The sequence below is a fragment of the Terrabacter sp. BE26 genome (assembly GCF_041941675.1).
Lineage (GTDB): Bacteria > Actinomycetota > Actinomycetes > Actinomycetales > Dermatophilaceae > Terrabacter.
The window spans coordinates 3368352-3394107 of the sequence record NZ_CP090122.1; the positions used below are offsets into that span (position 1 = coordinate 3368352).

The window sequence follows — 25756 nt, forward strand, 5'->3', positions numbered from 1 at the left end:
ATGTGCCGAAGCGTAGCGACGCAGGGCAGAGTGTCCCCATGGAGCCCGTCTACACGTCCGTCATCGGATTCGCCCGCGCGGTGTTCGCGATGCAGGGGCTGAAGTTCACCATCGTCGGCGACGAGAACGTCCCGCGCGCCGGCGGAGCGGTGATGACCGTCAACCACACCGGCTACATGGACTTCGCCTACGCCGGGCTCGCGGCCCAGGCGTCGGGCCGGCTCGTCCGGTTCATGGCCAAGGACGGCGTCTTCGCCCACCCCGTCAGCGGCCCGCTCATGCGCGGGATGCACCACATCCCGGTCGACCGGACCGCCGGGGCCGCGTCGTATGCCGCCGCCCTCGACGCGCTCCGAGCCGGCGAGATCGTCGGTGTCTTCCCGGAGGCGACGATCTCTCGCTCGTTCGAGCTCAAGGAGTTCAAGACGGGCGCTGCCCGCATGGCCGTCGAGGCCGGCGTGCCGATCCTGCCGGTCGTCATCTGGGGCTCGCAGCGCGTCTGGACCAAGGGGCACCCGCGTCACCTGGGCCGCACCAACATCCCGATCATCATCCACGTCGGGGAGCCGATTGCCGTCGCGCCGGACGCCGACCCGGACGAGGTGACCCAGCAGTACAAGGGCGTGATGGCGGACCTGCTGGCGGTGGCCCGGGCGGCCTACGAGCCGCTGACCGGCGCGGACCTGAGGTATCTGCCGGCCGGCATGGGTGGCACGGCGCCGACGCTCGCCGAGGCGACGCGCCTCGACGACGCCGAGACCGCCGAGCGCCGACGCCGGGCCGACGAGACTCGCAGCCGGCCGGGTCGCTGACGGCCACCCCTCCCGTCGCCCGTCGTCCGGTCGCGGGTGCGATCGGCCGCCCCCGGGTCGCCGGTAGCCTTCCCGCATGGCTCGTCAGGCACGTCAGCGCGTCCCCGAGGGTCCGGCCCCGGACCCCGCGGTCCAGAAGCTCCGGATCCGCTACACCAAGCGGGGCCGGCTCCGCTTCACCTCGAGCCGGGACTTCCAGCGCGCACTCGAGCGTGCGCTCCGCCGTGCCGATGTGCCGATGGCCTTCTCGGCAGGGTTCCACCCGCACCCGAAGATCAGCTACGCGAACGCGGCGGCGACAGGGACTGCGAGCGAGGCGGAGTACTTCGAGATCTCCGTGACGCAGCGCGTCGACCCGGAGTCGGTCCGGGTGGCCCTCGACCAGGCACTCCCCGAGGGCATCGACATCCTGCAGGTCGTCGAGGCCGCGTCCGGCGCCCTGGCCGACCGCCTCGAGGCCAGCGACTGGGTCCTCGAGTTCGGGGGCCTGCCGCCGGAGGTCCTCGAGAGGGCCGTCGCGGTGCTCCTCGAGCGCGACACGGCCGAGGTGACGCGCCTGACGAAGAGCGGGCCGCGCACCTTCGACGTCCGCGGCGCCATCGCCTCGGCCAGCGTGCTCGGACCCGGCGACGAACGGCCGCGAGTGGGCGCGTCCGACGCAGACACACCGGACTGTGCGATACTGCGCATGGTCGTACGGCACACCACACCTGCTGTACGCCCCGACGACATCGTGACCGCGCTGCGTGAGATCGGCGACCTGCAGCCTCCGCGCCCACCCCTGGTGACGCGACTGGCGCAGGGACCGCTCGACACCGCAAGCGTGAGGGTGACCGACCCGCTGGAATGACCTGCCAGGTCATGACGACGAAACGGTTGCCGACCAGGATGCCGACGGCACTCGAGAACGGGGCCGCGCCCAGCGCGAACCGTCTTCGGGTGTAGCGATACGACTTCCGTCCCGCCGCACACGCGGCGCGACGACTGCTACCGCACTCGTGCGGTGTCGACGGCCCCGGCCGCGTGTGGGTCGCACCGCACCTGACGGGAGGTTGCCTCATGGCACCCAACGACGACACCACCTCAGGCCAGGAAGCCACCCTGTTCGCCGGCGAGCCGGGCACCGCCCCGGAGAGCTCCGACGGCGCCACCGGCAACGGCACGACCGCCTCGGACGCCTCGAGCTCCGAGGCTCCTGCCCCCCGGCGGCGCGCCAGCAGGCGGGTCACCAAGAAGGCGTCCGCACCAGCACCCTCGACCGAGCACTCGCCCGAGCCGTCAGCGGGCCCCTCCGGCGAGGCCGCACCGTCCAGCGAGCCGGCTCCCGCCCCGACCACCGGGGCGGGCGAGCCCGTCCCCGCCTCGCAGAGCGCTTCGGGGGCCCCGGACGCCGAGCCCCAGCGGGCCCAGCAGCCCCAGGAACCGCAGGAGACCAAGCGGCCCGCGCGCAAGCGCGCCACGCGCAAGAAGGCCGAGCCCACCGATGGCGCCGCACCCGCAGCCCGGGCCACGAAGCGCGGCTCACGCGCCAAGGCGGACCGGGCCAGTGCAGCCGTCGAGGAGCTCGTCGCCGACGTGCTCTCCGGTGAGCCGGTCCGCCCGGCCGACGGCGGGGACCGCGACCGGTCGCTCACCGAGCCCGCGGCTGCCGACACCGTCGACCGCAGTGCCCTCGTCGACGTCGAGACGCTCGTCGACGCCGCCGAGACGGACGTGGCGCCGGAGGTCGACGCCGAGACCGACGAACAGCAGACGACGGCGGAGTCCGAGGCCGAGGCGCCGCGGACGGCCGTCCCCAGCTTCAGCGTCCTCTTCCAGGCGCCTGATGCGAGCAAGGCCGCACCCACGCGCCGCCGCCGCGGCGCTCCGGAGCCGGAGGCCGAGGACCGTGCCGACGAGGCAGCCGTCCCCGAGGAGGAGCTGCACCCCGAGCGCGACGAGGAGCCGAGGAACGCCGACGGCCGTCCGGAGCAGGGGGACGAGCTCGACGAGGAGAGCAGCCCGCGCCGCTCGCGCCGCCGTCGCGGCGGCAAGGGCCGACGCGGTCGCGCCTCCGACGAGGACGACCTGCAGGAGCAGGGCTCCGACTCGGTCGAGCACGAGGACTCGGACGACGAGCGCGAATCCCGCCGGCCGCGCCGGTCCCGCGACTCCGGTGAGTCGGCAGAGACCGCCTCCGAGAGCGACGCGGAGGTGGATGGGGACCACGAGTCCGAGGACCCGAACGGCTCGAGCCGTCGCCGTCGCCGTCGCCGCCGGGCCGGCTCCGCGGCCGACGCCGCCGAGGAGACACCCAACGTCTCCGTCCGGGTGCGCCAGCCGCGCACGCAGAGCGACGAGCCGGTGGCCGTCAAGGGCTCCACGCGACTCGAGGCCAAGAAGCAGCGCCGGCGTGAGGGCCGCGAGGCCGGCCGCCGCCGCACCGTCATCACCGAGGCCGAGTTCCTCGCCCGGCGTGAGGCGGTCGACCGCGTCATGGTCGTGCGCAACAAGGACAGCCGCACGCAGGTGGGCGTCCTCGAGGACGGCGTGCTCGTCGAGCACTACATCGACCAGGCCACCAACGTGTCGATGGCCGGGAACATCTACCTCGGCCGGGTGCAGAACGTCCTGCCCTCGATGGAGGCCGCGTTCGTCGACATCGGCAAGGGCCGCAATGCGGTGCTCTACGCCGGTGAGGTGAACTGGGACGCCGCAGGCCTCGAGGCCAACCAGCCCAGGCGCATCGAACACGCGCTCAGCTCTGGCCAGACGGTCCTCGTCCAGGTCACCAAGGACCCCATCGGCCACAAGGGTGCGCGCCTGACCTCGCAGATCTCACTGCCGGGTCGCTACCTCGTCTACGTGCCCAACAGCTCCATGACCGGCATCAGCCGCAAGCTTCCCGACACCGAGCGCGCCCGCCTCAAGAAGATCCTGCGCGAGGTCGTGCCCGAGTCCGCCGGTGTCATCGTGCGCACGGCTGCCGAGGGCGCGAGCGAGGGGGAGCTGCGTGCCGATGTGGAGCGCCTCACCCGCACGTGGGAGGAGATCCAGGCCAAGGCCGAGGCGGCGTCCAGTCCCCGCGCCGGCAAGAGCAAGGGTAAGAAGAAGAACGGTGGCTCCGGGTCCGCGAACGGTGGACAGGCGCCGATGCTGCTGCACGGCGAGCCCGACCTGACCGTCCGCGTCATCCGCGACGTGTTCAACGAGGACTTCAAGCAGCTCGTCGTAGACGGCGAGCAGGCCTGGAACGAGATCCACCCGTACATCTCCGCGGTCGCACCCGATCTCGCCGACCGTGTCACGAAGTGGTCGTCCGACGAGGACCTCTTCGCCCACTACCGCGTCGACGAGCAGCTCTCCAAGGCCATGGACCGCAAGGTGTGGCTGCCGAGCGGCGGCTCCCTCGTCATCGACCGCACCGAGGCGATGACGGTCGTCGACGTGAACACCGGCAAGTTCGTCGGCTCGGGCGGCAACCTCGAGGAGACGGTCACCAAGAACAACATCGAGGCGGCCGAGGAGATCGTGCGCCAGCTGCGGCTGCGCGACATCGGCGGCATCATCGTCATCGACTTCATCGACATGGTTCTCGAGAGCAACCGCGAGCTCGTCGTGCGTCGCCTGCTCGAGTGCCTGGGCCGGGACCGCACCAAGCACCAGGTCGCCGAGGTCACCTCGCTGGGTCTCGTCCAGATGACGCGCAAGCGTGTCGGGTCGGGGCTGATCGAGGTCTTCTCCGAGACGTGCGAGCACTGCAACGGGCGCGGGTTCATCATCCACACGGACCCCGTCGACAAGGGCGCGCACCCACACGAGACGAGCCAGCCGGAGAGCAGCGGCGGCAGCCGTCGCCGTGGACGCGGCCAAAGCGGCAACGCCGGTGGCAATGGCAACGCCGGTGGCAACGGTGGCCAGTCGGCACCGCCCGCCCCGGCGACCGGCGAGGCCAAGGGCGGCCCCACCGCGGCGCAGATCGCTGCGGCGGCCCACGCAGCCGCCCTCAAGAGCGCATCCGGCCAGCCCGCGGGGGAGGCCGCTGCCGAGGCGGTCGCCGAGGTCCAGGCGATCCGCGCGGACTCCCAGCCCGAGCCCCAGTCCGAGTCCAAGTCCGAGGCGCAGCCGAGGACCGGCGACGCCTTCCCGGAGGACACCGGTCCCTGGCCGGGAGACGACACCCACGCGAGTGACCCGGGTGACGGACAGGCCACGCAGGGCGGCGCCCACGTCGAGCTCGAGTCGGACGATGCCGCGCCTGCCGGCGGCACCGCCGATGGCACGCGCGAGGTGGCTGTCGAGACGACGGGCAGCGCCCCCGTCCAGGCCGCCGTCGACGTCCAGCCCGCCGCACGCGGCCGGCGTCGTCGCGGCCGGGTCGTGGCTCCCGCGGGTCCGCCGCGTGCCGCCACGGGGTCCGGTGCCGACGAAGAGGGGTCCGAGCGCGCCTGACCCGGCCCGACCTCGGTTTGGAGCTGGGAGCTCCCAGCCGGTAATCTCGTTTCTTGGTGCGCCCACCGGGCCCGTGTTGACGGGCCGGTGCCGAAAGCGGCGTGTCCAACCCTGATGAAAGTGAGTTTCACTGTGTACGCGATTGTTCGCGCTGGCGGTCGCCAGGAGAAGGTGTCGGTGGGCGATGTCCTGCTCGTCGACAAGGTGACGGGTCAGCCCGGCGATGCCATCGAGCTCACGCCGCTGCTCCTCGTGGACGGGACCACGGTCACGTCCGACGCCGACAAGCTGTCCAAGGTGTCGGTGAAGGCCGAGGTCGTCAAGGCCGCCAAGGGCCCCAAGATCACGATCATGAAGTACAAGAACAAGACCGGCTACCGCAAGCGTCAGGGCCACCGTCAGCCGCTGACCCAGGTCAAGATCACTGACATCACCGCGTGATCGACGCCTGATCGGCTCGGCACAGAACGTCCTCAAGGAGTAACTGACATGGCACACAAGAAGGGTGCGTCCTCGACCCGCAACGGTCGCGACTCGAACGCACAGTTCCTCGGCGTCAAGCGTTTCGGTGGCCAGAAGGTCAACGCGGGCGAGATCCTCGTCCGTCAGCGCGGCACGCACTTCCACCCGGGTGAGGGTGTCGGTCGCGGTGGCGACGACACGCTGTTCGCCCTCGTCGCGGGCGCCGTGAAGTTCGGCACCAGGCGCGGCCGCAAGACGGTCAACATCGAGCAGCCGGAGACCGCTGCCGCTGAGTGATCGACGCGATCACCACTGATGTACCGGAAGGGCGGGCCCGAGCGGCCCGCCCTTCCGCCTTTCCCGGGCGACCCGGCTTGTGCGATCTTGCGTATGCCGTCCGCCCACCCTGATCTGGAAGAGTGACCCCCCATGGCAGTGACCTTCGTCGACCGCGTGGTGCTGCACCTCAGCGCCGGAGCCGGCGGCCACGGCGTCGCCTCCGTCAAGCGCGAGAAGTTCAAGCCGCTCGGCGGCCCCGACGGCGGCAACGGGGGCCGGGGAGGCTCCGTCATCCTGCGCGTCGACCCGTCGTCGACGACGCTGCTCGACTACCACCGGCACCCGCACCGCAAGGCCGGCAACGGCGCACCCGGAGCGGGGGACGAGCGCAACGGCGCCGACGGGGACGACCTCGTGCTGGCCGTGCCGGAGGGCACCGTCGTCAAGGACGCCTCGGGGCAGATCATCGTCGACCTCGTCGGCATGGGCACCGAGCACGTCATCGCCGCCGGCGGTCGTGGGGGCCTGGGCAACAAGGCCCTCTCGAGTGCTCGTCGCAAGGCTCCGGGGTTCGCCCTGCTTGGTGAACCGGGCGAGGACGTGGAGGTCGTGCTCGAGCTCAAGTCGCTCGCCGACGTCGCCCTCATCGGCTTCCCGAGCGCCGGCAAGTCCTCGCTCGTCTCGGTGCTGTCGGCGGCCAAGCCGAAGATCGCCGACTACCCGTTCACGACCCTCGTGCCCAACCTTGGCGTCGTGACGGCCGGATCGAGCCGTTTCACGATCGCGGACGTTCCGGGCCTCATCCCGGGGGCCCACGAGGGCAAGGGGCTGGGCCTCGAGTTCCTGCGCCACGTCGAGCGCTGCTCGGTGCTCGTGCACGTCATCGACTGCGCGACGCTCGAGCCGGGCCGCGACCCGATGACCGACCTCGACGTCATCGAGAACGAGCTGTCCCTCTACGTCCCCGACGCGGACCTCGGCGGCCGACCGCTCGCCGAGCGCACCCGCATCGTGGTGCTCAACAAGGCCGACGTGCCGGAGGCCCGTGAGCTCGCCGAGATGGTCAAGCCCGACCTCGAGGCCCGCGGACTCGAGGTCTTCATCGTCTCGGCCGTCGCCCACCAGGGCCTGCGCGAGCTGACCTTCGCCATGGCCCGCCACGTGGAGGAGGCACGCAAGGAGATCGAGGCCGAGGCCGCGATGCCCAAGCGCGTCGTCCTGCGGCCGCGCTCCGTCGACGACAAGGGCTTCACCGTCACGCGCGAGGAGGGTCCCGAGGGCGTCTTCTACCGCGTCACGGGCGACCGGCCCGTGCGCTGGGTGCGCCAGACCGACTTCAGCAACGACGAGGCCGTCGGCTACCTCGCCGACCGCCTGGGCCGTCTCGGCGTCGAGGAGGAGCTGTTCAAGGTGGGCGCCGTCGCCGGCGACACCGTGGTCATCGGCGCCACCGACGACGCGGTCGTCTTCGACTGGGAGCCGACGCTGCAGGCCGGAGCCGAGCTCCTCGGCTCGCGCGGCACCGACCTGCGACTGTCGGAGGCCTCACGGCCGACGCGTGACGAGAAGCGCGAGGCCCAGAAGGACCGTTACGCCGCCCGCGCGGCGACGCAGGACGAGCTCGAGGCCGAGCGTCGTTCCGGGCTGTGGCACGTCGCCGCCGACGAGGACGACGCCTGACCGAGGCCCGGCTCACCTCCGCCATCTCGTCGAGTGGGCGCCTCCCTCGCGAGGGTGCCCACTCGACGTGTCGCGGGCCGGAGCAGGGCCTGGTGGGGGGACGAACCACCCACTTCGCGTCCGGCGCGACCCGTAGGGTGTGGCCATGAGCTCGTGGGGCGCGCTGCTTCGTCGCGGTCACCTCGGCACCGAGGCCGACCGCGCCACCTACCGCACCCTGCACACGGCGCTGCTGGCCTCGCCGCCCCTGCGTCTGGGCCTGAGCGCCGCCGCGGCCGAGAAGTCCCTCAAGCACCTGCGCGTCCTGCTGGGTGCCCCTGCCGTGGCGATGACCGACACGACGGGCCTGCTCGCCTGGGTCGGCGGCCGGTCGCACCATGCGAGCCAGCCGGCCGCCATCGCCGCGGGCACCCTCGAGCACGGCCGCACCACGGTCGTCGACGGGGCCGCCGTGGCGTGCGCGGAGTCGTCGTGCGTCGTGCGCCAGGCGATCGTCGCGCCTCTCGGCATCGACGAGAAGGTCGTCGGCACGCTGCAGGTCTTCACCGGACTGGCTTCGGCGAGCCTGGTCCGGGCGACCGACGAGGTCGCCCGGTGGGTCTCGGGGCAGCTCGAGCTCGCCGAGCTCGACGCCTCACGCAACCGCCTGATGGAGGCCGAGGTGCGCGCCCTGCGCGCCCAGATCAGCCCGCACTTCGTCTACAACTCGCTGACGGCGATCGCGTCGTTCACGCGGACCGACCCGGAGCGGGCGCGGGAGCTGCTCCTCGACCTCGCCGAGTTCACCCGCTACTCCTTCCGTCGGCACGGCGAGTTCACGACCTTGGCCGAGGAGCTGCGCTCGATCGAGGCCTACCTGGTCATCGAGAAGGCCCGTTTCGGCGACCGGCTGCGGGTGACCGTGCGGGTGGCGCCGGAGGTGCTGCCCGTCGTCGTGCCGTTCCTGTGCCTGCAACCACTCGTCGAGAACGCCGTGCAGCACGGCATCGAGGGCCGCGCGGGAGACGGCGAGGTGAGCATCACCGCCCAGGACGCCGACCACGAGTGCGTCGTCACGATCGAGGACGACGGCGTGGGGGAGGACCCGGAGAGGGTCCGCCGCGTGCTGGCCGGCGACCCGAGCAGCGGGTCCGTCGGACTGGCCAACGTCGACGAGCGCCTCCGCACGGCCTTCGGCGACGACTACGGCCTGGTGGTGGAGACGGCGCGGGGCGCCGGCACGAAGGTGGTCGTGCGGCTGCCCAAGTTCCGGCCGGGGGTGCACCTGTGAGCTCCTCCTCGGCCGTGTCAGCGTCACCGGGCAGCGCGCCGGCACCGCCCACACCGCCCAACGGTGCGCCGCTGCTGCGGGTGCTGGCGGTCGACGACGAGGCACCGGCGCTCGACGAGCTGGCGTGGATGCTCGGCCGTCACGAGTGCGTGGGGCACGTCGTGCCCGCCGGCTCCGGCGAGGCCGCGTTGCGCGTGCTCCACGAGCAGCAGGTGGATGCGGTCTTCCTCGACGTGCAGATGCCGGGCCTGAGCGGTCTGGACCTGGCACGTGTCCTCTCCCGCTTCACGACGCAGCCTCCGATCGTCTTCGTGACGGCCCACGAGCAGCACGCCGTCGACGCGTTCGAGCTCAACGTCGTCGACTACGTCCTCAAACCGGTCCGTGACGAGCGGCTCGACCAGGCGGTGCGACGGGTCGTGCGCCAGCTGAACGGGCGCGAGCCCGCCGCGTCGCCTGCCGACGAGAGCATCGTCGTCGAGCTGGGGGGCGTGAGCCGGCTGGTGCCGCGCTCCGAGGTCCTCTTCGTCGAGGCGCAGGGCGACTACGCGCGGCTGCACACGGCCGCCGGCAGCCACCTCGTACGGGTGCCGTTGACGGCACTGGCTGACCGGTGGCGCGAGGCCGGCTTCGTGCGGATCCACCGTTCGTCGCTCGTGGCTCTCGGGCACATCACCGAGTGGCGCACCGAGGGCGGACGCACGACGGTCGTCGTCGGCGGCCACGAGCTGGCAGTGAGCCGTCGCCACGCGCGGGAGCTGCGTGACCTGCTCGTCGGGCGCGCCCAGCCGCTCGGCCGGTCCGCGACATGAGCGCCATCGACCCGTCGGGGCCGGGGGGACCCACCCGACGAGGTATGCCGTCGGGCGCCGACGAGACGCACGTCCGTGCCGTGCCAGGCGAGGCCCGCGCGCCCGCGCGGTCACGCGTACGGGTCACGAGCCCTCGTACGTCCGCGGCGCGCACCCGCAGCCTCTCGGTCGCGTCGGAGATCGACGAGCAGACGCGGCTGGGGGAGGTCTACATCACCTCGCTCATGCGCAGCCAGCTGCGGCTCGCGCTCGTGGTTCTGGTCGTGCTCGCCGTGACGCTGGGCCTGCTGCCGCTGCTCTTCCGGACGGTGCCGGCAGTCGCCGAGGTGCAGCTGCTGGGCGTGCCTCTTCCCTGGCTCCTGCTGACGGTCACCGCCTTCGTGGAGATCATCCTCCTCGGGTGGTTCTACGTGCGACGGTCCGAGCGCAACGAGGCCACCTTCAGCGACCTGCTCGCCGGCCGGTGAGCAGAAGGCGTCACCGGTGACCAACTCCGCGAGCGTCGCAGCCCTCGTCCTCGTCTCGATCACGTCGCTGGCGGTCGGCGCGTTCGGGCTGCGCCTCTCCCGGACGATGAGCGACTTCTACGTAGCCTCGCGCGGCGTCGGGCCGGTGCTCAACGCCTCGGCGATCAGCGGCGAGTACCTCTCTGCAGCCTCCTTCCTCGGCGTGGCCGGGCTCGTCCTCGCCCGGGGCGTCGACATGCTCTGGCTGCCGGTGGGCTGGACCGCCGGCTACCTGCTGCTGCTCGTCTTCGTGGCCGCCCCACTGCGCCGCTCCGGTGCCTACACCCTTCCCGACTTCGCCCAGCTGCGGCTCGAGTCGGTCGTCGCCCGCAGGGTCTCGAGCCTGCTCGTCCTGGCGATCGGCTTGCTCTACCTCATCCCGCAGTTCCAGGGCGCGGGCCTGACCCTGCACACCCTCACCGGCGCGCCGAGCTGGGTGGGCCAGCTCGCGGTGGCGGTGGTCGTCGGCCTCAACGTCCTGCCCGGCGGCATGCGCAGCGTCACGCTCGTGCAGGCCTTCCACTTCTGGCTCAAGCTCGTGGCCCTGCTGACGCCGCTCTTCTTCCTCCTCGGCTCGGTGGGGGTGCGAGCCGGCCAGCCGGACGTGGGCGCGGTCTTCGTCTCCGACTGGGTCGAACCGTTGCGGGGAGACAACGCCCTCTACCTGACGTACTCGCTGGTCCTCGCGACCTTCTGCGGCACGATGGGCCTGCCGCACGTCGTCGTGCGCTTCTACACCAACCGCGACGGCCGGGCCGCTCGGCGTGCGACCCTCGTCGTGCTCGTGCTCCTGTCCGGCTTCTACCTGCTGCCCGTCGCCTACGGGGTCCTCGGGCGCTACGTCGCCTCCGACCTCGTGGCCGCAGGCAGGGCCGACTCTGTGGTGCTCGAGCTGCCGAGCCGGGTCTTCGACGGGCCGGTCGCCGAGGGACTCACGGCCCTGCTGGCCGCGGGTGCCTTCGCGGCGTTCCTGTCCACGTCGACCGGCCTCGTGGTGTCGGTGGCCGGCGTGCTGAGCCAGGACCTGATGAGCCGGGGCGCCGGCCATCGCCAGGGGATCCGGGCCTTCCGGCTCTCCACCGTGGTGGTCGTCGTCGTGTCGCTCCTGCTGACGGTCGTGTCGGCAGGCGTCCCGGTCGCCCACGCAGTGGAGCTGACGTTCGCCGTGGCGGCGTCGACGTCCTGCCCGATGCTGCTCCTCGGGATCTGGTGGCGCGGCCTCACCGCCGTCGGCGCCGTCGCCGGGATGGTCGTGGGCGGCAGCCTGTCCATGGGAGCCGTCGTGACGACGACCTTCGGCATCGCGACCGGCGGGTGGTTCGGCGTCGTGATGACGCAGCCTGCCGCCGTGAGCGTCCCGCTGTCCTTCGCCACGATGGTGGCGGTCTCGCTCGCGACGCGCTCGCGCACCCCCGAGCACGTGGGCCGCACGATGGTGCGCCTGCACGCGCCGGAGGACGTCGACCTCAACCGCGGCTCCTTCCACCCCGAACGGCGCCACGCCCGACCGGGCCGCCTGGGGACGGGACTCGTCGACCACGGGACGCGACCGGCGCACGGCGCGACCGGGACGGCATACGACAGCACCAGCCCCTCCGCTCGTCGCTCGGACACGACCGCTCGTCGCAGCTGAGCCGCGTACGGCGAACGGTCGGGGCCGCTGGCCGATGTGCCGCCCGCTGCCGCTGACGGGGCTGCGGCGGCGCTCCTACCCTTGCTGACGCCGGCAGCAGCACAGCGCTGCCCGTCCCGGCACACCCGGCACGACCCGAACCGCCCCGGAGGTGGCCCGTGAGCAAAGAGGCTCCAGACCGCGTCGCCGTCGACGCCAACGTCGCCATGCAGGACTCGCCCGAGTTCGCACAGCTGCGCAGCAAGTTCCGCCGCTTCGTCTTCCCGCTGACCGCGCTGTTCCTCGCGTGGTACTTCCTCTACGTCCTGCTCTCCGTCTTCGCCAAGGGCTTCATGGGGACGCGGGTCGCCGGCAACGTCACGTGGGGCCTGATCCTGGGCCTGCTCCAGTTCGTCTCGACCTTCGTCATCACGATGGTCTACGCCCGCTGGGCCGACCGCGTCTTCGACCCCGAGGCCGAAGCCCTCGCCCGCAAGATGGGAGAAAACCAGTGAGCGCCCTGCTGAGCTCGGCCCCCGCGCTGGCCCCGGCGGCCGGCACGACCGTGGGCAACCCGGCGATCAACATCGGCATCTTCGCCCTCTTCGTCGTCGTCACCCTGGCGATCGTCATCCGGGCCTCGCGCAACAACCGCAGTGCGGCCGAGTACTACGCCGGCGGACGGGCCTTCACGGGTCGCCAGAACGGCATCGCCATCGCCGGTGACTACCTCTCGGCGGCCTCGTTCCTCGGCATCGCGGGCGCCATCGCCATCAACGGCTACGACGGGTTCCTCTACTCCATCGGCTTCCTCGTCGCCTGGCTCGTCGCCCTGCTCCTCGTCGCGGAGCTGCTCCGCAACGTCGGCAAGTACACGATGGCCGACGTGCTCAGCTTCCGGCTGCGGCAGCGTCCGGTGCGCATCGCGGCAGCGATCTCGACGCTCGTCGTCTCGTTCTTCTACCTGCTCGCCCAGATGGCGGGCGCCGGCGGTCTCGTGGCCCTCCTGCTCGGCATCGAGGGGGCGCTCGGCCAGCGGCTCGTCATCGTCGTCGTCGGCATCCTGATGATCTTCTACGTCATCTACGGCGGCATGAAGGGCACGACCTGGGTGCAGATCATCAAGGCCGTCCTGCTCATCATCGGCGCCGCCGTCATGACGGTCTGGGTGCTCGGCAAGTTCGGCTTCAGCCTCTCCACGCTGCTCGGCGATGCCACGGCCGCCTCGCAGAGCACGGGGGGCAAGGACCTGCTCCAGCCGGGGCTGCAGTACAAGAACCCGGTCGACTTCATCTCGCTGGCGATGGCGCTGGTGCTCGGCACCGCCGGCCTGCCGCACGTCCTCATGCGGTTCTACACCGTGCCCACCTCGCGCGAGGCCCGACGTTCGGTCGTCTGGGCCATCTGGCTGATCGGCATCTTCTACCTGCTGACGCTGGTCCTCGGCTTCGGCGCGGCTGAGCTCGTCGGCGCCGGTGCCATCAAGAAGGCCCCCGGCGGTGTGAACTCCGCGGCCCCGCTGCTGGCGTTCGAGCTGGGTGGCGAGATCCTCCTCGGCATCATCTCGGCCGTCGCCTTCGCCACGATCCTCGCGGTCGTCGCGGGGCTGACCATCACGGCCAGCGCGTCCCTGTCGCACGACATCTACAACACCGTCGTCAAGAACGGGAAGGCCACCCCGGAGGAGGAGGTCAAGGTCGCGCGCATCGCCGCGCTGGTCCTCGGCGCCATCGCCATCATCGGCGGCATCTTCGCCCTCGGGCAGAACATCGCCTTCCTGGTGGCCCTCGCCTTCGCCATCGCGGCGAGTGCGAACCTGCCGACGATCCTCTACTCGCTCTTCTGGAAGCGGTTCAACACGCGCGGCGCGCTGTGGAGCATCTACGGCGGACTGGTCAGCGCCATCACGCTGATCATCTTCAGCCCGGTCGTGTCCGGCAAGGCCGTCGACCCGGCGACCGGGAAGAGCCCGTCGATGCTCCAGGGCGTCGACTTCCACTGGTTCCCGCTGGACAACCCGGGAATCATCTCGATCCCGCTCGGCTTCCTGCTGGGCTACATCGGCACGGTGACGAGCACGGAGTGCAACGCCGCCAAGTACGCCGAGATGGAGGTGCGCTCGCTGACCGGCCACGGCGCCGAGGCGGCCACGCAGCACTGAACAGCAGGGAGCAGCACGCACGCGGAGGTCGCGCACACCAGCGGAGTGCGCGGCCTCCGGCTCGTCCGACAGCTTCTCCGGTCGGCGTGGCAACCTTCGGGCAGGCTGCGCCGTAGAAGGGGTCAGGAGCCGCCGGATGCGGGGCGAGACGGGAGGACACCATGTCGGTCGGGTCGGGACGGGACCGGGACAGCTACACGTGGCGGCCCGGGCGCGGCTTCGGAGGCGGGGCCATGACGGGGGTGTGGCTCTCGATGCTGCTCGCCGTCCTCACGGTCCTGGTCGAGGGCGTCGCGTCAGGCTGGCGCCTGAGCCTGCTCGCCGTCGTCGCCGGCGAGCTGGTCGGCACGTTGGTCGTGGCGGTCCCGGTCCTCGCGCTCGTGGGCGGGGCCCTGCGCTCGTCGTCCCGCCTGACGGCGATCGGGGCGTATGCCGCTGCCGCCGTCGTCGCCCGCGCGCTCGTGGGCCCGCTGGTCGAGTTCGCGGTCGGGTCCACGGCGGCGGCGAGCGGGGCCCAGGTGGCGGTCGTCGCGGTCGTGTCCCTGCTGGCGGGCACCGTCGCGGCGACCATCTCGACCCGCGACCGTCTCCCGCGCACGACGGGCCTGCTCCGCTTCCGGGTGGGTGGGCCGTCCACCGGCGGCGGCGTGCCCGGCCCGTCGCCGCACCGGCCCCGGCGAGCCGCTACCTCTCGGGCGGACCGTGAGCGGAGGGGCGGCCGGCCGTCCCTGCCGACCCGGCTAGAGGAGGACGAGGTCGTCCCGGTGGATGACCTCGCGCTCGTACTCGGGACCGAGGTCCCGAGCCAGCTCCCTCGTGGAACGCCCGAGCAGGGGCGGCAGCTCGGACGAGCTGTAGTTGACCAGCCCGCGCGCCACGGGCGTGCCGTCGGGACGGCACACGTCCACAGGGTCGCCGTCGTGGAAGGTGCCCTCCACCGAGATGATGCCGGCGGGGAGCAGGGACTTCTTGCGGTGCACGAGGGCGGCGACGGCGCCGTCGTCGACGACCAGCCGGCCCCGCGCGGTGGTGGCGTGCTCGAGCCACAGGCGCCGCGAGCGGCCCCGTACGCCGACGGGCAGGAAGATGGTGCCGACGTCCTCGCCGGCGAGGACCGAGACCACCCGGTCGGCGGCCGTGACCGTCGTGACCACGCCGGCCGCCGTGGCGATGCGGGCCGCCTCGATCTTCGTGGCCATCCCGCCGGTGCCCACCTTGGACCCGCGGCCGCCCACCGCCACGTCCGCGAGGTCCTGTGGCCCCCGGACGACGGGTATGCGGCGCGCTCCGGGTCGGTGGGGCGGCGCGTCGTAGAGCGCGTCGACGTCGGAGAGCAGGACGAGTGCGTCGGCGTCGATCAGGTGGGCGACGAGGGCCGCCAGGCGGTCGTTGTCACCGAAGCGGATCTCGCTCGTGGCCACCGTGTCGTTCTCGTTGACGATGGGCAGCACGCCGAGGTCGAGCAGGCGGTCGAGGGTGCGGCGGGCGTTGGCGTAGTGCGTGCGGCGGGTCACGTCGTCGGCGGTGAGCAGCACCTGGCCCACCGTGATGTGGTGCAGGCCGAACGCGTGCGTGTACGCGGCGAGCAGGGCGCCCTGTCCCACCGAGGCGGCGGCCTGCTGGGTGGCCAGGTCGCGCGGTCGCGACGCCAGCTCGAGCGGGTGCAGGCCTGCGGCGATCGCCCCCGAGCTGACGAGCACGACCTGGGTGCCGTCGAGGTGCCGCCGCGCCAGGGCGTTCGACAGGGCCACCAGGCGGGCGACGTCGATGCCGCCGTCGACGCCGGTCAGCGAGCTGGAGCCGACCTTGACGACGAGGCGCCGGGCACTGCGGATGACCGAATGGGGCGACACACCCGGAACTCTAGTGAACCGAGGTGGTGCGCGCAGAGGCGTCCAGACCGGAGGGCGGCGGCCCGTGAACGAGCCGGTCCAGCCCCCGGGAGGGGAGCGGCCCGGTGGCTGCGACGACCTAGGCTGGAGGCATGTCCCAGACGATCGACCCCGCCGTCGTCGAGCAGGTGACGGCACTGGCGCGTCGGGCGCGGACGGCCTCGCGCCACCTCGCCCTGATGTCGCGCGCCGAGAAGGACGCAGCCCTGCTCCTGCTCGCCGACGCCGTGGACGCCGCCACCACGACCGTCGTCGACGCCAACGCCGAGGACCTCGAGCGCGGCCGGGCCGCCGGCATGAGCGAGAGCCTGCAGGACCGGCTGCGCCTCGACGCGAACCGGGTGGCGGCCGTCGCGCAGGCGCTGCGCGACGTAGCGGCACTGCCCGACCCCGTCGGTGAGGTCGTGCGCGGGTCGACCCTGGCCAACGGCCTGCAGATCCGGCAGGTGCGCGTGCCCATGGGCGTCATCGGGATGATCTACGAGGCGCGCCCGAACGTCACGGTCGACGCCGCCGGCCTCGCCCTCAAGTCGGGCAACGCCGTGCTGCTGCGCGGTGGCTCGGCGGCGGCCAGCAGCAACCACGCGCTGGTCACCGCGCTGCGTGAGTCGCTCGCGGCGCAGGGGCTCCCGGTCGATGCCATCACGCTCCTCGAGGAGGGTGGCCGAGACGCCGCTCGCGCGCTGATGACGGCCCGCGGCCACGTCGACCTCGTCATCCCCCGGGGCGGCGCCGACCTGATCCAGACCGTGGTGCGTGAGTCCACCGTCCCCGTCATCGAGACCGGCGTCGGAGTGTGCCACGTCTACGTCGACCGCGCAGCGGACCTCGACAAGGCACAGGCGATCACGGTCAACGCCAAGACCCAGCGCCCGAGCGTCTGCAACGCTGCCGAGTCGCTCCTCGTGCACCGTGACGTCGCCGCCGACTTCCTCCCGAAGGTGCTGACGGACCTGGCGGGGGCCGGAGTGCGCCTGCACGTGGCACCCGACGTCACCGAGTACGCCGAGGCGGCGGGGGCGGCATACGAGATCGCGAGCGAGGAGGACTTCGGCACCGAGTGGCACGGGCTGGAGCTGAGCGTCGCCGTCGTGGACGACGTCGACGAGGCGATGGAGCGCATCCGGCGCTACGGGACCGGGCACACCGAGGCGATCGTGACGGAGGATCGCGGGGCCGCCCGCCGGTTCACCGCCGAGGTCGACGCTGCGGTCGTCATGGTCAACGCGAGCACGCGCTTCACCGACGGCGGCGAGTTCGGGTTCGGCGCCGAGATCGGCATCTCGACCCAGAAGCTGCACGCCCGCGGACCCATGGCGCTGCCGGAGCTGACGACCACGAAGTGGGTCGTGGAGGGTGACGGGCACACCCGGTGACGACCGTGTACGGCGCTCACCCTGCTGGATGGCATGATGTCGCACCATGGAAGGCACTGAGGTCCGCAAGCTCGCGCAGCTGGAGGACGACCACTGGTGGTACCGCGAACGGCGCCACCTCCTCGCCAAGGCGATAGCGGGCCTGACGCCCGGTCACGCACTCGACATCGGCGCCGCGGGCGGGGGCAACACCCGGGTCCTGCGCGAGCACGGTTGGGACGCAGTGGCGCTCGAGTACGGCCAGGACGGCGCGCAGGTCGCCCACGAGCGCGGGCTGGCGACGGTGCGCGCCGACGCGACGCGTCTGCCGTTCTCCGACGCCGCGCTCGACCTGGTCGTCGCCTTCGACCTGCTCGAGCACCTGCACGACGACGACACCGCCGTCGCGGAGGTGCGTCGCGTGCTCAAGCCGACCGGCACCTACCTCGTGGCCGTCCCGGCCGACCCCAGGCTCTGGTCGAGTCACGACGAGGCCGTCGACCACGTGCGCCGCTACACCCGGGATGGACTGGTGGACCTGCTGCGTCGCGGTGGCTTCGAGGTCGCCGACGTGCGCTCGTGGAACGTGCTGCTGCGCCCCGTCGTGGCGATGCGCCGTCGTCACAGCTCCGGCTCGGACCTGGAGGACCTGCACCCCGCCGTCAACTTCGGTCTGCGCACCGTCATCACGGCCGAGCGCTACCTGCCGGTCGGCAATCTCCCGGGAGTCAGTCTGCTCGTCACGGCTCGACCCCGCCGCCAGGCGTGAGCCGCAGACACGCGTGAGCCGCAGCCACGCGTAAGCCGCAGACAGCAATGACGCCGGGCCGGTGAGATCCGGCCCGGCGTCACCCCCCGGCTCGGCCTCAGCCCCGCAGCCGGCTCGGCTGCGGGCTGGGGACCCGGACGGGGTGGGCGGCTGCGTCGGGCGCCTCGTCGGTGGCCTGGATCGTCTCGGGGTGAGGCTGCGCCGGCAGCGGCGTGTCGGTCGGCCCGTGGTCACGGCCCTGGGCGGTCATCGAGTCGTAGGCGATGAAGTAGGTCGGGCGGCCCTGCATGTGGCCGTACATCCGGCCGATGTACTCGCCGAGGATGCCGACGCACACCAGCTGGACCGCTCCCACCCCGGCGACGATGGCCACCGTCGAGGTCCAACCGGCGACGGTGTGACCCTGCGAGCGAGAGATGAGGGTGTAGAGCACGAGCAGGACGGCCAGCACCGCGCCGCCGAAGCCGGCGAACGTCGCCAGGCGCAGCGGGGCCGTGGAGAAGCCGGTCAGCGAGTCGAGCGAGAGCTTGACCATCTTCATGAGCGGGTACTTCGAGTCCCCGGCGGCCCGCTCCTCACGCTTGTACTCGACCGTGTCGGACGGGAAGTTCAGCGCCGGCACGATGAAGCGCAGCACCCGGTTGTGCTCGGGGAGGCTGTTGATCGCGTCGACCGTGGCACGGGACATGAGGCGGTAGTCACCGGCGTCGGCGTGGGCGGAGGTCTGCGACATCAGGCCGATGAGCTTGTAGAAGGCCTGCGCGGAGGCGCGCTTGAACCAGGTGTCGGTGGAGCGGTCGTTGCGCACGCCGTAGACGACGTCGACGCCGTCGTCCTTGGCGGCCGCCAGCATCTGGGGGATGATCTCCGGCGGGTCCTGAAGGTCGGCGTCGATCGTCACGACGTAGTCCCCGAGCGCGCTGGCGAGACCGGCGGAGATCGCGGCCTGGTGGCCGGCGTTGGCGCGCAGGCGCAGGACCCGCAGGTTCGGCCACTCGCGGTGGTAGCGCTGGAGCAGCACGGCCGTCAGGTCCTTGCTGCCGTCGTCGACGGCGACGACCTCGTACGGGACGCTCATTCCGTCGAGGATCGGGCGCAGGCGCTGCACGAGCAGCGGCAGGACCTCCTCCTCGTTGAACATCGGGATCACCACGGACAACTCAGGAACCATGCGTCCAAGGTTACTGCCCCCGGTAGGCGGCGCCTGCCGCCGCGCTGAGCGCAGTCTGTGACGTCGCCGGTAGGGTGCGCCGCATGGGGCAGACCACTGCAGAGCACCCTCCAGGGCGCGGTATGCCGGCAGGTGGGCTCCCGCCGGGCACCCCGCTCGCGTGCCGCCACACCAAGTGGGGTGGTGGTCGTCACTGGGAGTGGGAGGGCCGCTACCTCGGTGCCGACGGGCACGGCCACTGGTGGTACTCGCCGGCGGGCACGCGCTGCGCGCGCCCCGGGGCAGAGTTCGTCGCGAGCGACGGGTGGGTGACGCTCGCACCCCACGAGGGGGCGTATGCCGTGGGCTTCTACCCGGCCCACCGCGAGATCACCGTCTACGCCGACATGACCACCGAGCCGGTGTGGCGACGGCGCACCGCCGGGGGAGACGGCCCGGAGTGGGAGGTGACGATGGTTGACCTGGACCTCGACGTCGTCCTCACGCGCGAGGGCCACCTCTTCGTCGACGACGAGGACGAGTTCGCCGTGCACCAGGTCGAGCTGGCCTACCCGCCCGAGGTCGTCCCCCTCGCGCAGCGGTGGCGCGACCGGATCTTCGCGGCCGTGGCGTCCGGGCAGGAGCCGTTCGCGAGCGTCGGGCACGCATGGCTGCGCCGCGCCGGAACCGGTGAGCACGAGGGTGGACCCGGGGAGTGACGGCGGCGGACGCACACGGGCACGGCATACGGACGGGGAGCGCGGGGGCACGCGCTGCGTGTGTCGCGGCGCGCGGGCGCTAGGCTGGGCGGCATGTCTGATCGCGCCGTCGCACTCGTCACGCAGGGGGAGCAAGCCGCCCGCGAGCTTCCCATGCCGGTGATCGCCTACTTCCTCATCACCTTCGCGCTCTTCCTCGTGGCGCTCGCCGTGACGTGGAGCTTCCGCAACACCGCGTACAAGGTGCAGGCGCCGCGCCCGACGCGGCCCGCCGAGGGCGCGCGCCGGGGCTCCAGCGAGGGCACCCGCGAAGGCACGAGCGGTTCCGGCGGAGCGCACCACTGACCATGCGCCTCGGGGTCATGGGCGGGACCTTCGACCCGATCCACCACGGGCACCTGGTGGCGGCCAGTGAGGTCCAGACCCGCTTCGGCCTCGACGAGGTCGTCTTCGTCCCCACGGGCCAGCCCTGGCAGAAGGCCGACCGCCACGTCTCCTCCGCGGAGGACCGCTACCTCATGACCGTCATCGCGACGGCCTCCAACCCGCGCTTCACCGTCAGCAGGGTCGACATCGAACGTCCCGGCCCCACGTTTACCATCGACACCCTGCGTGACATCCGGGACGAGCGGCCCGACGACGAGCTGTTCTTCATCACCGGTGCCGACGCCCTCGCCGAGATCCTCTCGTGGAAGGACGTCGAGCACCTGTTCCAGCTGGCGCACTTCATCGGTGTCACCCGCCCCGGGCACGAGCTCTCCGACAAGGGGCTCCCCGAGGACCGCGTGACGCTGCAGGAGGTGCCCGCCATGGCGATCAGCTCCACCGACTGCCGGGCCCGCGTGGCGGCCGGGGAGCCGGTCTGGTATCTCGTGCCCGACGGCGTCGTCCAGTACATCAACAAGTACCACCTCTACGCCAACCCGCAGGCGACCCCGGTCCCTGCGCACCCCGCGGAGGACGGGGCAGGCGCGCGTCGCGACGGCGCACGCAGCGACGGCGCCCCCAGTCTTTCGTCTTAAGGAGATCCGTGACCGCAGCAGACCATTCCATCCAGCTCGCGAAGGTGGCCGCCCTGGCGGCTGAGGAGAAGCTCGCCGAGAAGGTGCTCGCCATCGACGTGAGCGACCAGATGCCCCTCACCGACGTCTTCGTCATCGCCTCCGCCCCCTCGGAGCGGCAGGTCGGTGCCATCGTCGACGAGGTCGAGGACCGGCTCCGCGAGCAGGGCAGCAAGCCCGTCCGCCGCGAGGGCGAGCGCGAGGGACGCTGGGTGCTCATCGACTTCGGCGACATCATCGTGCACGTCCAGCACGAGGAGGAGCGCGAGTACTACGCCCTGGAGCGACTCTGGAAGGACTGCCCGGAGGTCGACCTCACCGGCGTCACCGTCCCGGCACGTCCCGGCGTCGACGACTCCGAGGTCACCGAGGCGTGAGCGCTTCCGGGTCCACGGGCCGCTGCCCGTGACCGGGTCCGGTGGGCCCCGCCGCATCGTCCTCGTGCGCCACGCCGAGACGGTCGACAACGCGGCCCGGGTCTGGCAGGGCCACAAGGACACCGAGCTGTCGGCGCGCGGCCACGAGCAGGTCGCGGCCGCCGCACCCCACCTGGCGGCCTACCAGCCTGCGCTCATCGTCTCCAGCGACCTGCAGCGTGCTGCCACGACCGCTGAGGCCATCGCCGCGCTGACCGGACTGACCGTGCGGCTCGACGCGCGCCTGCGGGAGGTGCACGTGGGGGAGTGGCAGGGACTGCACGCCGACGACGTCCGCGCGCGCTACCCGGACCTCGTCGCTGCCCTCGACCGCGGCGAGGACGTCCAGCGGGGCGTCACGGGTGAGAGCCGGGCGGAGGTCGCCGAGCGGGCCGGCGCAGCCCTACGCGACGTCGCCGAGGCGCTCCGACCGGGGCAGACGGCTGTCGTCGTGGCGCACGGCGTCTCCGCGCGCGTGGCGGCGACCGACCTGGTGGGGCTCGACCAGGACGTCTCCGACGCGGTGTTCCGGGGGCTGGGCAACTGCCACTGGATCGAGCTCGTCGAGAGCGGGAAGAGCTTCTCCGAGGCCGTCCGGTGGCGCATCGGAGGGTGGAACCTGGGCCCCTGGAACGTCTGACGCCGCAGGGCCGCCCCGATTTGGGCTCTCGGCGGCGAACCGGCTATGGTTACGCAGTCGCTTCGACGAGGTGACAACGCAAGGGGCTGTGGCGCAGCTGGTAGCGCACCTGCATGGCATGCAGGGGGTCAGGGGTTCGAGTCCCCTCAGCTCCACCGACACCAGAAGGACCGGACACCACTCGTGTCCGGTCCTTCTGGTCTTTCCTTCCCTCGTCGCGGCAGCTTGCGAGCGCTCAGCCCTCGGCCCGCGCCTGCGGCAGTCGGCCGTCCGGCCGCTGACCCAGCTGGTGCTCGAGCACCCGACGGTAGGTGCGTTCGTAGGCCGCGGCCATCGCGTCGAGGCTGAAGCGCTCGCTGACGAGGCGACGACAGTCGGACGGCTCCAGCCGCTCGCAGTCGGTGATCGCACGGGCCAGCTGCTCCGGCCGCTCGACGACGAAGCCGGTGCGCCCGTGCGCCACCACCTCCGGCGCCGAGCCCGCGGACAGGGCCACCACCGGAGTCCCGCAGGCCATGGCCTCGACCATGACGAGGCCGAACGGTTCCGGCCAGCAGATCGGGAAGACGAGGCAGCGGGCGCCGGCCAGCAGCCGCCGCTTGAGCGCGCCGTCCGCGATGCCGACGTCGAGAGCGTCCCGGCCGAGCAGCGGCGCCACCTTCGTCCGGTAGTACTCGTGCTCAATGGGCTCGGTGCACTTGCCGGCGAGGATGATGCGCACTCCCGCTCGTCGCGCGGCCTCGATGGCCAGGTGCGGTGCCTTCTGCGGGTGGAACCGACCGATGAACAGGACGTAGTCGTCCTTGCGCGAGCGGTACGGGAAGCTGCGCGCGTCGATACCGTTGTGGACGGTGGCAACCCAGTTGAGGCCCGGCTCGCTGGCGCGCTGTGCGTGCGAGATCGCCACCAGCGAGACCGTGCGGCCGAGCGGACGGTAGACGTCCGCCAGCTCCGTCGCGGAGCCGTGCACGGTGACGAGCGTCGGGGCGACCCGCCCGGCTGCGGTGAGCGGTCCGGCAATGGTGTGGTCGTGCACGATGTCCACTGGACGCGAGCGCAGCTGGCCGAGGACCCGGGCCGCGTTGACCACCTCCGGGATCGCCTCGCCCAGCCGGCCGGACATCGTCCGCTCGCTCGTACGGACGAACTCCTGCGCCGCCGTGCCGCGCGCACCGGCCGCGAACAGCGTCACCCGGTGCCCGCGGGCGACGAGCCGGTCGATGAGGCCGGCGACGATCGCCTCGATGCCTCCGTAGCCGTCCGGAGGCACGGTGTAGTAGGGCGGTGCCACCATCGCGATGCGCAGCACTCGGGGCCGCGTCACGGGGTGCTGTGTCCCTCCGGACACGACTCGCATCGACAGCTTCATCACCCCCAGGAGCCGCTCCGCGGCTTCCTGATCGGCCCCCGACCCTCCAGTATCACCACGTGCGCGTCCTCCCGTGCGGCGAACCGCCCGCATCCGGCCTCTGACCTCCCGCACTGGGGGCAGGGTCAGCGCTTGGCAGCCTCCGGAGGCAACCCCGCGGGCTGCAGCGATTCCGTCGTCGGCTCGCTCACTCCCGGCTCGACGCGCAGCGGCTGCGTGAGGCCCGTCGTGCGCCGGCCCCCCTGGTCGACCTCGACGCCGAGGAGCTGGCCGCCCACGTGGAGCTGCTCGACCGAGAGCGGCAGCAGCGACTCGGACACCCTGGGGTCCACGTGCACGACCCCGGCCGGCGAGTCGACGTCGAGGCCGAGGAGGGTGCGCAACAGCAGGAGCGGAGCTGCGGCCGCCCACGCCTGCGGTGAGCACGACGTCGGGTAGGGCACGGGCACCTCGAACTCGTCGCGGCCGAAACCGCAGAACAGCTCCGGGAGATGCCCGTCGAAGCTGTCGGCGGCGTCGAGCAGGGCGAGGGCCACCTGGTTCGCCTCTGAGACGAAACCATAGCGGCGCAGGCCTGCGGCGATGATGGCGTTGTCGTGGGGCCACACCGACCCGTTGTGGTAGCTCATCGGGTTGTAGGCGCCCGCCCTCGACGACAGGGTCCGGATGCCGAAGCCGCTGAACATCTCCGGCGACATCAGGGCGGACGCCGTCTGGCGCGCATGCTCCTCGTCGACGATTCCGGTCCAGAGGCAGTGCCCCATGTTGGAGGCGCGCGAGTCGACCGGCCGTTTCTCGGCATCGAGCGCCAGGGCGTAGTGGCCCCGGTCGGGCAGCCAGAAACGGTCGTTGAAGCGGCGCTTGAGGGCCGCTGCCCGCGACCGCAGCTCCCGCGCCCGTTCCCCGTCGCGCACGGAGTCGGCGATCCGGGCCCCCGCACGTAGCGCCGCGTAGACGTAGCCCTGCACCTCGGCCAGCGCCAGCGGCGCCTCGGCGATGGCACCCGAGTCGTAGGTGATCCCGTCGAAGGAGTCCTTCCAGCCCTGGTTGACCAGGCCCCGGTCGGTGGCACGCTCGTACTCGACGAAGCCGTCACCGTCTGCGTCGCCGTAGTCCTCGATCCAGCGGAGGGCCCGGTCGACGTGCCGGCGCAGCGCCCCCATGTCCGTCTCGGGGGCACCCCACCCCAGCAGCTCGCCGGCGAGCATCACGAAGAGGGGGGTGGCGTCGACCGTGCCGTAGTAGACCGTGTCCTCCTCGCCACCGGGCTCCTCCGTGAGTCCCGAGCGCACCTCGTGCAGGATGCGCCCCGGCTCCTCCTCGGTGCGCGGGTCGACGACGCGTCCCTGGTCCTGCGCCAGCACCTCCAGGGTGCTGCGCGCCACCCGCGGGTCCATGGGCAGCAGCATCCAGCTGGTCAGGAGCGAGTCCCGGCCGAAGACCGTCATGAACCACGGTGCGCCGGCTGCGAGAAGCACTCGCCTCGGGTGCTTCTGGTCCTCGATCCGTAGGCCGGCCAGGTCGCCGATGCTGTTGACGACGAGGGCGTCGAGTCGGGGATCGCCGGAGTGCACCACGGGGCTCCGCGCACGCCAACGTCGGTGCTCCTTGGCCGGTTCGCTCTCGTGGCGAGCCACGCCGTGGTGGTAGGGCGTCGGCAGGGGGATGCTGCGGAACGAGGGCACCACGCGGACCGTGACGGTCGTCGTCCCCCTCGCGGGGAGGGACAGGCGCCACACCAAGCCGTGCTGGAAGACGGTGTAGGCACCCGTGCCGCTGATCTCGAGACCCCGCGGGTCTGCCCCCTCGACGTGCAGTCGCAGGGCCGTCTGGTCCATGCTGACCGTGGTGTCCTGGGCTCGCCGGCGGTCGAGATGGCCCTCCTTGACATCGAAGAGGCCCGCGAAGTCGGTGTCGGCGGTCAGGGTGAGCATCACGTCCACGGCCTCGCTGCTGAGGTTCTCCACCGTGATGTCCTCGACCATCCCGCCGCCCACGTAGCGACGCCGCACGACGAGCAGCGTGCTGTCCGCGAGCCCGTGCCCGGGGTGGCGGCGGGTGACGAAGGTGGCGGCGTGCGGGCCGAGCGACTGCACCGTCAGGGGCTCGAGCGACTCGCCGTCCACACGCAGCTCGAGGTGGTCCAGGAACCGGGTGTCCTTGACCACCAGCCCCTGGCCTGCACCGGCCCCGATGTCGCCGGAGGAGCCGGAGACGCAGAAGGAACGCCCTTGGACGAGGGACACCTGGGACACGATGCCGGCGCTCGGTGGTCCGCCTGTGAACGCCCAGCCCTCGCTCATGACTCAAGCCGACCTGCAACCGGCCGTACTGTCAAGGACCAGCACAGCACCGTGGCC

General features: G+C 72.0%; 24 protein-coding genes and 1 tRNA gene. 20 read left to right on the forward strand and 5 right to left on the reverse strand.

What is annotated here, in order from left to right; translation table 11 throughout:
• Nucleotides 1-38: 38 nt before the first annotated feature.
• The 12 genes from LQK93_RS15470 to LQK93_RS15525 all read left to right on the forward strand — a co-directional run bounded on the left by LQK93_RS15470 (nt 39) and on the right by LQK93_RS15525 (nt 14025).
• Entirely contained in the window at nt 39-812 is a 774-nt protein-coding gene (locus LQK93_RS15470) for a lysophospholipid acyltransferase family protein (protein ID WP_374968665.1), read from the forward strand.
• Between the two features lie 76 nt (nt 813-888).
• The gene (locus LQK93_RS15475) at nt 889-1662 is read left to right on the forward strand and encodes a TIGR03936 family radical SAM-associated protein (protein ID WP_374968666.1); all 774 of its coding nucleotides are present in this window, start codon (nt 889-891) and stop codon (nt 1660-1662) included.
• Between the two features lie 209 nt (nt 1663-1871).
• Nucleotides 1872-5243 (forward strand): Rne/Rng family ribonuclease, encoded by a 3372-nt coding sequence (locus LQK93_RS15480; protein WP_374968667.1) that lies wholly within the window; start codon nt 1872-1874, stop codon nt 5241-5243.
• Between the two features lie 132 nt (nt 5244-5375).
• Nucleotides 5376-5684, forward strand: a complete 309-nt coding sequence (rplU, locus tag LQK93_RS15485) for a 50S ribosomal protein L21 (protein ID WP_142186173.1) — start codon at nt 5376-5378, stop codon at nt 5682-5684.
• 48 nt (nt 5685-5732) lie between these two features.
• Nucleotides 5733-6002 carry a 50S ribosomal protein L27 gene (gene rpmA / locus LQK93_RS15490; protein WP_374968668.1) on the forward strand — a complete coding sequence of 90 codons (270 nt, stop codon included), beginning with the start codon at nt 5733-5735 and terminating at the stop codon, nt 6000-6002.
• Nucleotides 6003-6134: 132 nt separating this feature from the next.
• Nucleotides 6135-7664 carry a GTPase ObgE gene (obgE, locus tag LQK93_RS15495; protein ID WP_374968669.1) on the forward strand — a complete coding sequence of 510 codons (1530 nt, stop codon included), beginning with the start codon at nt 6135-6137 and terminating at the stop codon, nt 7662-7664.
• A gap of 145 nt (nt 7665-7809) precedes the next feature.
• Nucleotides 7810-8934, forward strand: a complete 1125-nt coding sequence (locus LQK93_RS15500) for a sensor histidine kinase (RefSeq protein WP_374968670.1) — start codon at nt 7810-7812, stop codon at nt 8932-8934.
• A gap of 14 nt (nt 8935-8948) precedes the next feature.
• Complete coding sequence (locus LQK93_RS15505) at nt 8949-9746, forward strand: LytR/AlgR family response regulator transcription factor (RefSeq protein WP_374971520.1); 798 nt, start codon at nt 8949-8951, stop codon at nt 9744-9746.
• Nucleotides 9743-10213 carry a hypothetical protein gene (locus LQK93_RS15510; RefSeq protein WP_374968671.1) on the forward strand — a complete coding sequence of 157 codons (471 nt, stop codon included), beginning with the start codon at nt 9743-9745 and terminating at the stop codon, nt 10211-10213. The genes LQK93_RS15505 and LQK93_RS15510 overlap by 4 nt, the downstream gene beginning before the upstream one ends.
• Nucleotides 10214-10229: 16 nt before the next feature.
• The gene (locus LQK93_RS15515) at nt 10230-11885 is read left to right on the forward strand and encodes a cation acetate symporter (RefSeq protein WP_374968672.1); all 1656 of its coding nucleotides are present in this window, start codon (nt 10230-10232) and stop codon (nt 11883-11885) included.
• A gap of 206 nt (nt 11886-12091) precedes the next feature.
• Complete coding sequence (locus tag LQK93_RS15520) at nt 12092-12379, forward strand: DUF485 domain-containing protein (RefSeq protein WP_374971521.1); 288 nt, start codon at nt 12092-12094, stop codon at nt 12377-12379.
• Between the two features lie 5 nt (nt 12380-12384).
• Complete coding sequence (locus LQK93_RS15525; protein ID WP_374971522.1) at nt 12385-14025, forward strand: cation acetate symporter; 1641 nt, start codon at nt 12385-12387, stop codon at nt 14023-14025.
• A gap of 193 nt (nt 14026-14218) precedes the next feature.
• Here LQK93_RS15525 and LQK93_RS15530 read toward each other — a convergent pair whose 3' ends face one another.
• The gene (locus LQK93_RS15530; RefSeq protein ID WP_374968673.1) at nt 14219-14623 is read right to left on the reverse strand and encodes a hypothetical protein; all 405 of its coding nucleotides are present in this window, start codon (nt 14621-14623) and stop codon (nt 14219-14221) included.
• Nucleotides 14624-14765: 142 nt separating this feature from the next.
• Entirely contained in the window at nt 14766-15878 is a 1113-nt protein-coding gene (gene proB / locus LQK93_RS15535; protein WP_374968674.1) for a glutamate 5-kinase, read from the reverse strand.
• A 131-nt stretch (nt 15879-16009) separates the two neighbouring features.
• Here proB and LQK93_RS15540 point away from each other — a divergent pair, with 131 nt between their 5' ends.
• Nucleotides 16010-17293, forward strand: a complete 1284-nt coding sequence (locus tag LQK93_RS15540; protein WP_374968675.1) for a glutamate-5-semialdehyde dehydrogenase — start codon at nt 16010-16012, stop codon at nt 17291-17293.
• Nucleotides 17294-17339: 46 nt separating this feature from the next.
• On the forward strand, nt 17340-18041 hold the full coding sequence (locus tag LQK93_RS15545; RefSeq protein WP_374968676.1) for a class I SAM-dependent methyltransferase: 702 nt from the start codon (nt 17340-17342) through the stop codon (nt 18039-18041).
• A gap of 97 nt (nt 18042-18138) precedes the next feature.
• On the opposite strand, the gene LQK93_RS15550 is transcribed toward LQK93_RS15545, so the two are convergent.
• The gene (locus LQK93_RS15550; protein ID WP_374968677.1) at nt 18139-19212 is read right to left on the reverse strand and encodes a glycosyltransferase family 2 protein; all 1074 of its coding nucleotides are present in this window, start codon (nt 19210-19212) and stop codon (nt 18139-18141) included.
• An 83-nt stretch (nt 19213-19295) separates the two neighbouring features.
• Here LQK93_RS15550 and LQK93_RS15555 point away from each other — a divergent pair, with 83 nt between their 5' ends.
• The 6 genes from LQK93_RS15555 (at nt 19296) to LQK93_RS15580 (ending at nt 22182) form a co-directional block, all read left to right on the forward strand.
• Nucleotides 19296-19910, forward strand: coding sequence for a DUF402 domain-containing protein (locus LQK93_RS15555; RefSeq protein ID WP_374968678.1), 615 nt, complete (start codon nt 19296-19298; stop codon nt 19908-19910).
• Between the two features lie 93 nt (nt 19911-20003).
• A complete protein-coding gene (locus LQK93_RS15560) occupies nt 20004-20255 on the forward strand; it encodes a hypothetical protein (RefSeq protein ID WP_374968679.1) in 252 nt (83 codons plus the stop codon).
• A gap of 17 nt (nt 20256-20272) precedes the next feature.
• Nucleotides 20273-20932, forward strand: a complete 660-nt coding sequence (nadD, locus tag LQK93_RS15565) for a nicotinate-nucleotide adenylyltransferase (RefSeq protein WP_374968680.1) — start codon at nt 20273-20275, stop codon at nt 20930-20932.
• Nucleotides 20933-20940: 8 nt separating this feature from the next.
• Nucleotides 20941-21348, forward strand: a complete 408-nt coding sequence (rsfS, locus tag LQK93_RS15570) for a ribosome silencing factor (RefSeq protein ID WP_374968681.1) — start codon at nt 20941-20943, stop codon at nt 21346-21348.
• A gap of 28 nt (nt 21349-21376) precedes the next feature.
• On the forward strand, nt 21377-22027 hold the full coding sequence (locus tag LQK93_RS15575) for a histidine phosphatase family protein (RefSeq protein WP_374968682.1): 651 nt from the start codon (nt 21377-21379) through the stop codon (nt 22025-22027).
• A gap of 82 nt (nt 22028-22109) precedes the next feature.
• Nucleotides 22110-22182: transfer RNA gene (locus tag LQK93_RS15580), tRNA-Ala, on the forward strand.
• 80 nt (nt 22183-22262) lie between these two features.
• On the opposite strand, the gene LQK93_RS15585 is transcribed toward LQK93_RS15580, so the two are convergent.
• Both LQK93_RS15585 and LQK93_RS15590 read right to left on the reverse strand, forming a co-directional pair.
• Nucleotides 22263-23351 carry a glycosyltransferase family 4 protein gene (locus LQK93_RS15585; protein WP_374968683.1) on the reverse strand — a complete coding sequence of 363 codons (1089 nt, stop codon included), beginning with the start codon at nt 23349-23351 and terminating at the stop codon, nt 22263-22265.
• 170 nt (nt 23352-23521) lie between these two features.
• Nucleotides 23522-25699 (reverse strand): glycogen debranching N-terminal domain-containing protein, encoded by a 2178-nt coding sequence (locus LQK93_RS15590; protein WP_374968684.1) that lies wholly within the window; start codon nt 25697-25699, stop codon nt 23522-23524.
• Between the last annotated feature and the right edge of the window lie 57 nt (nt 25700-25756).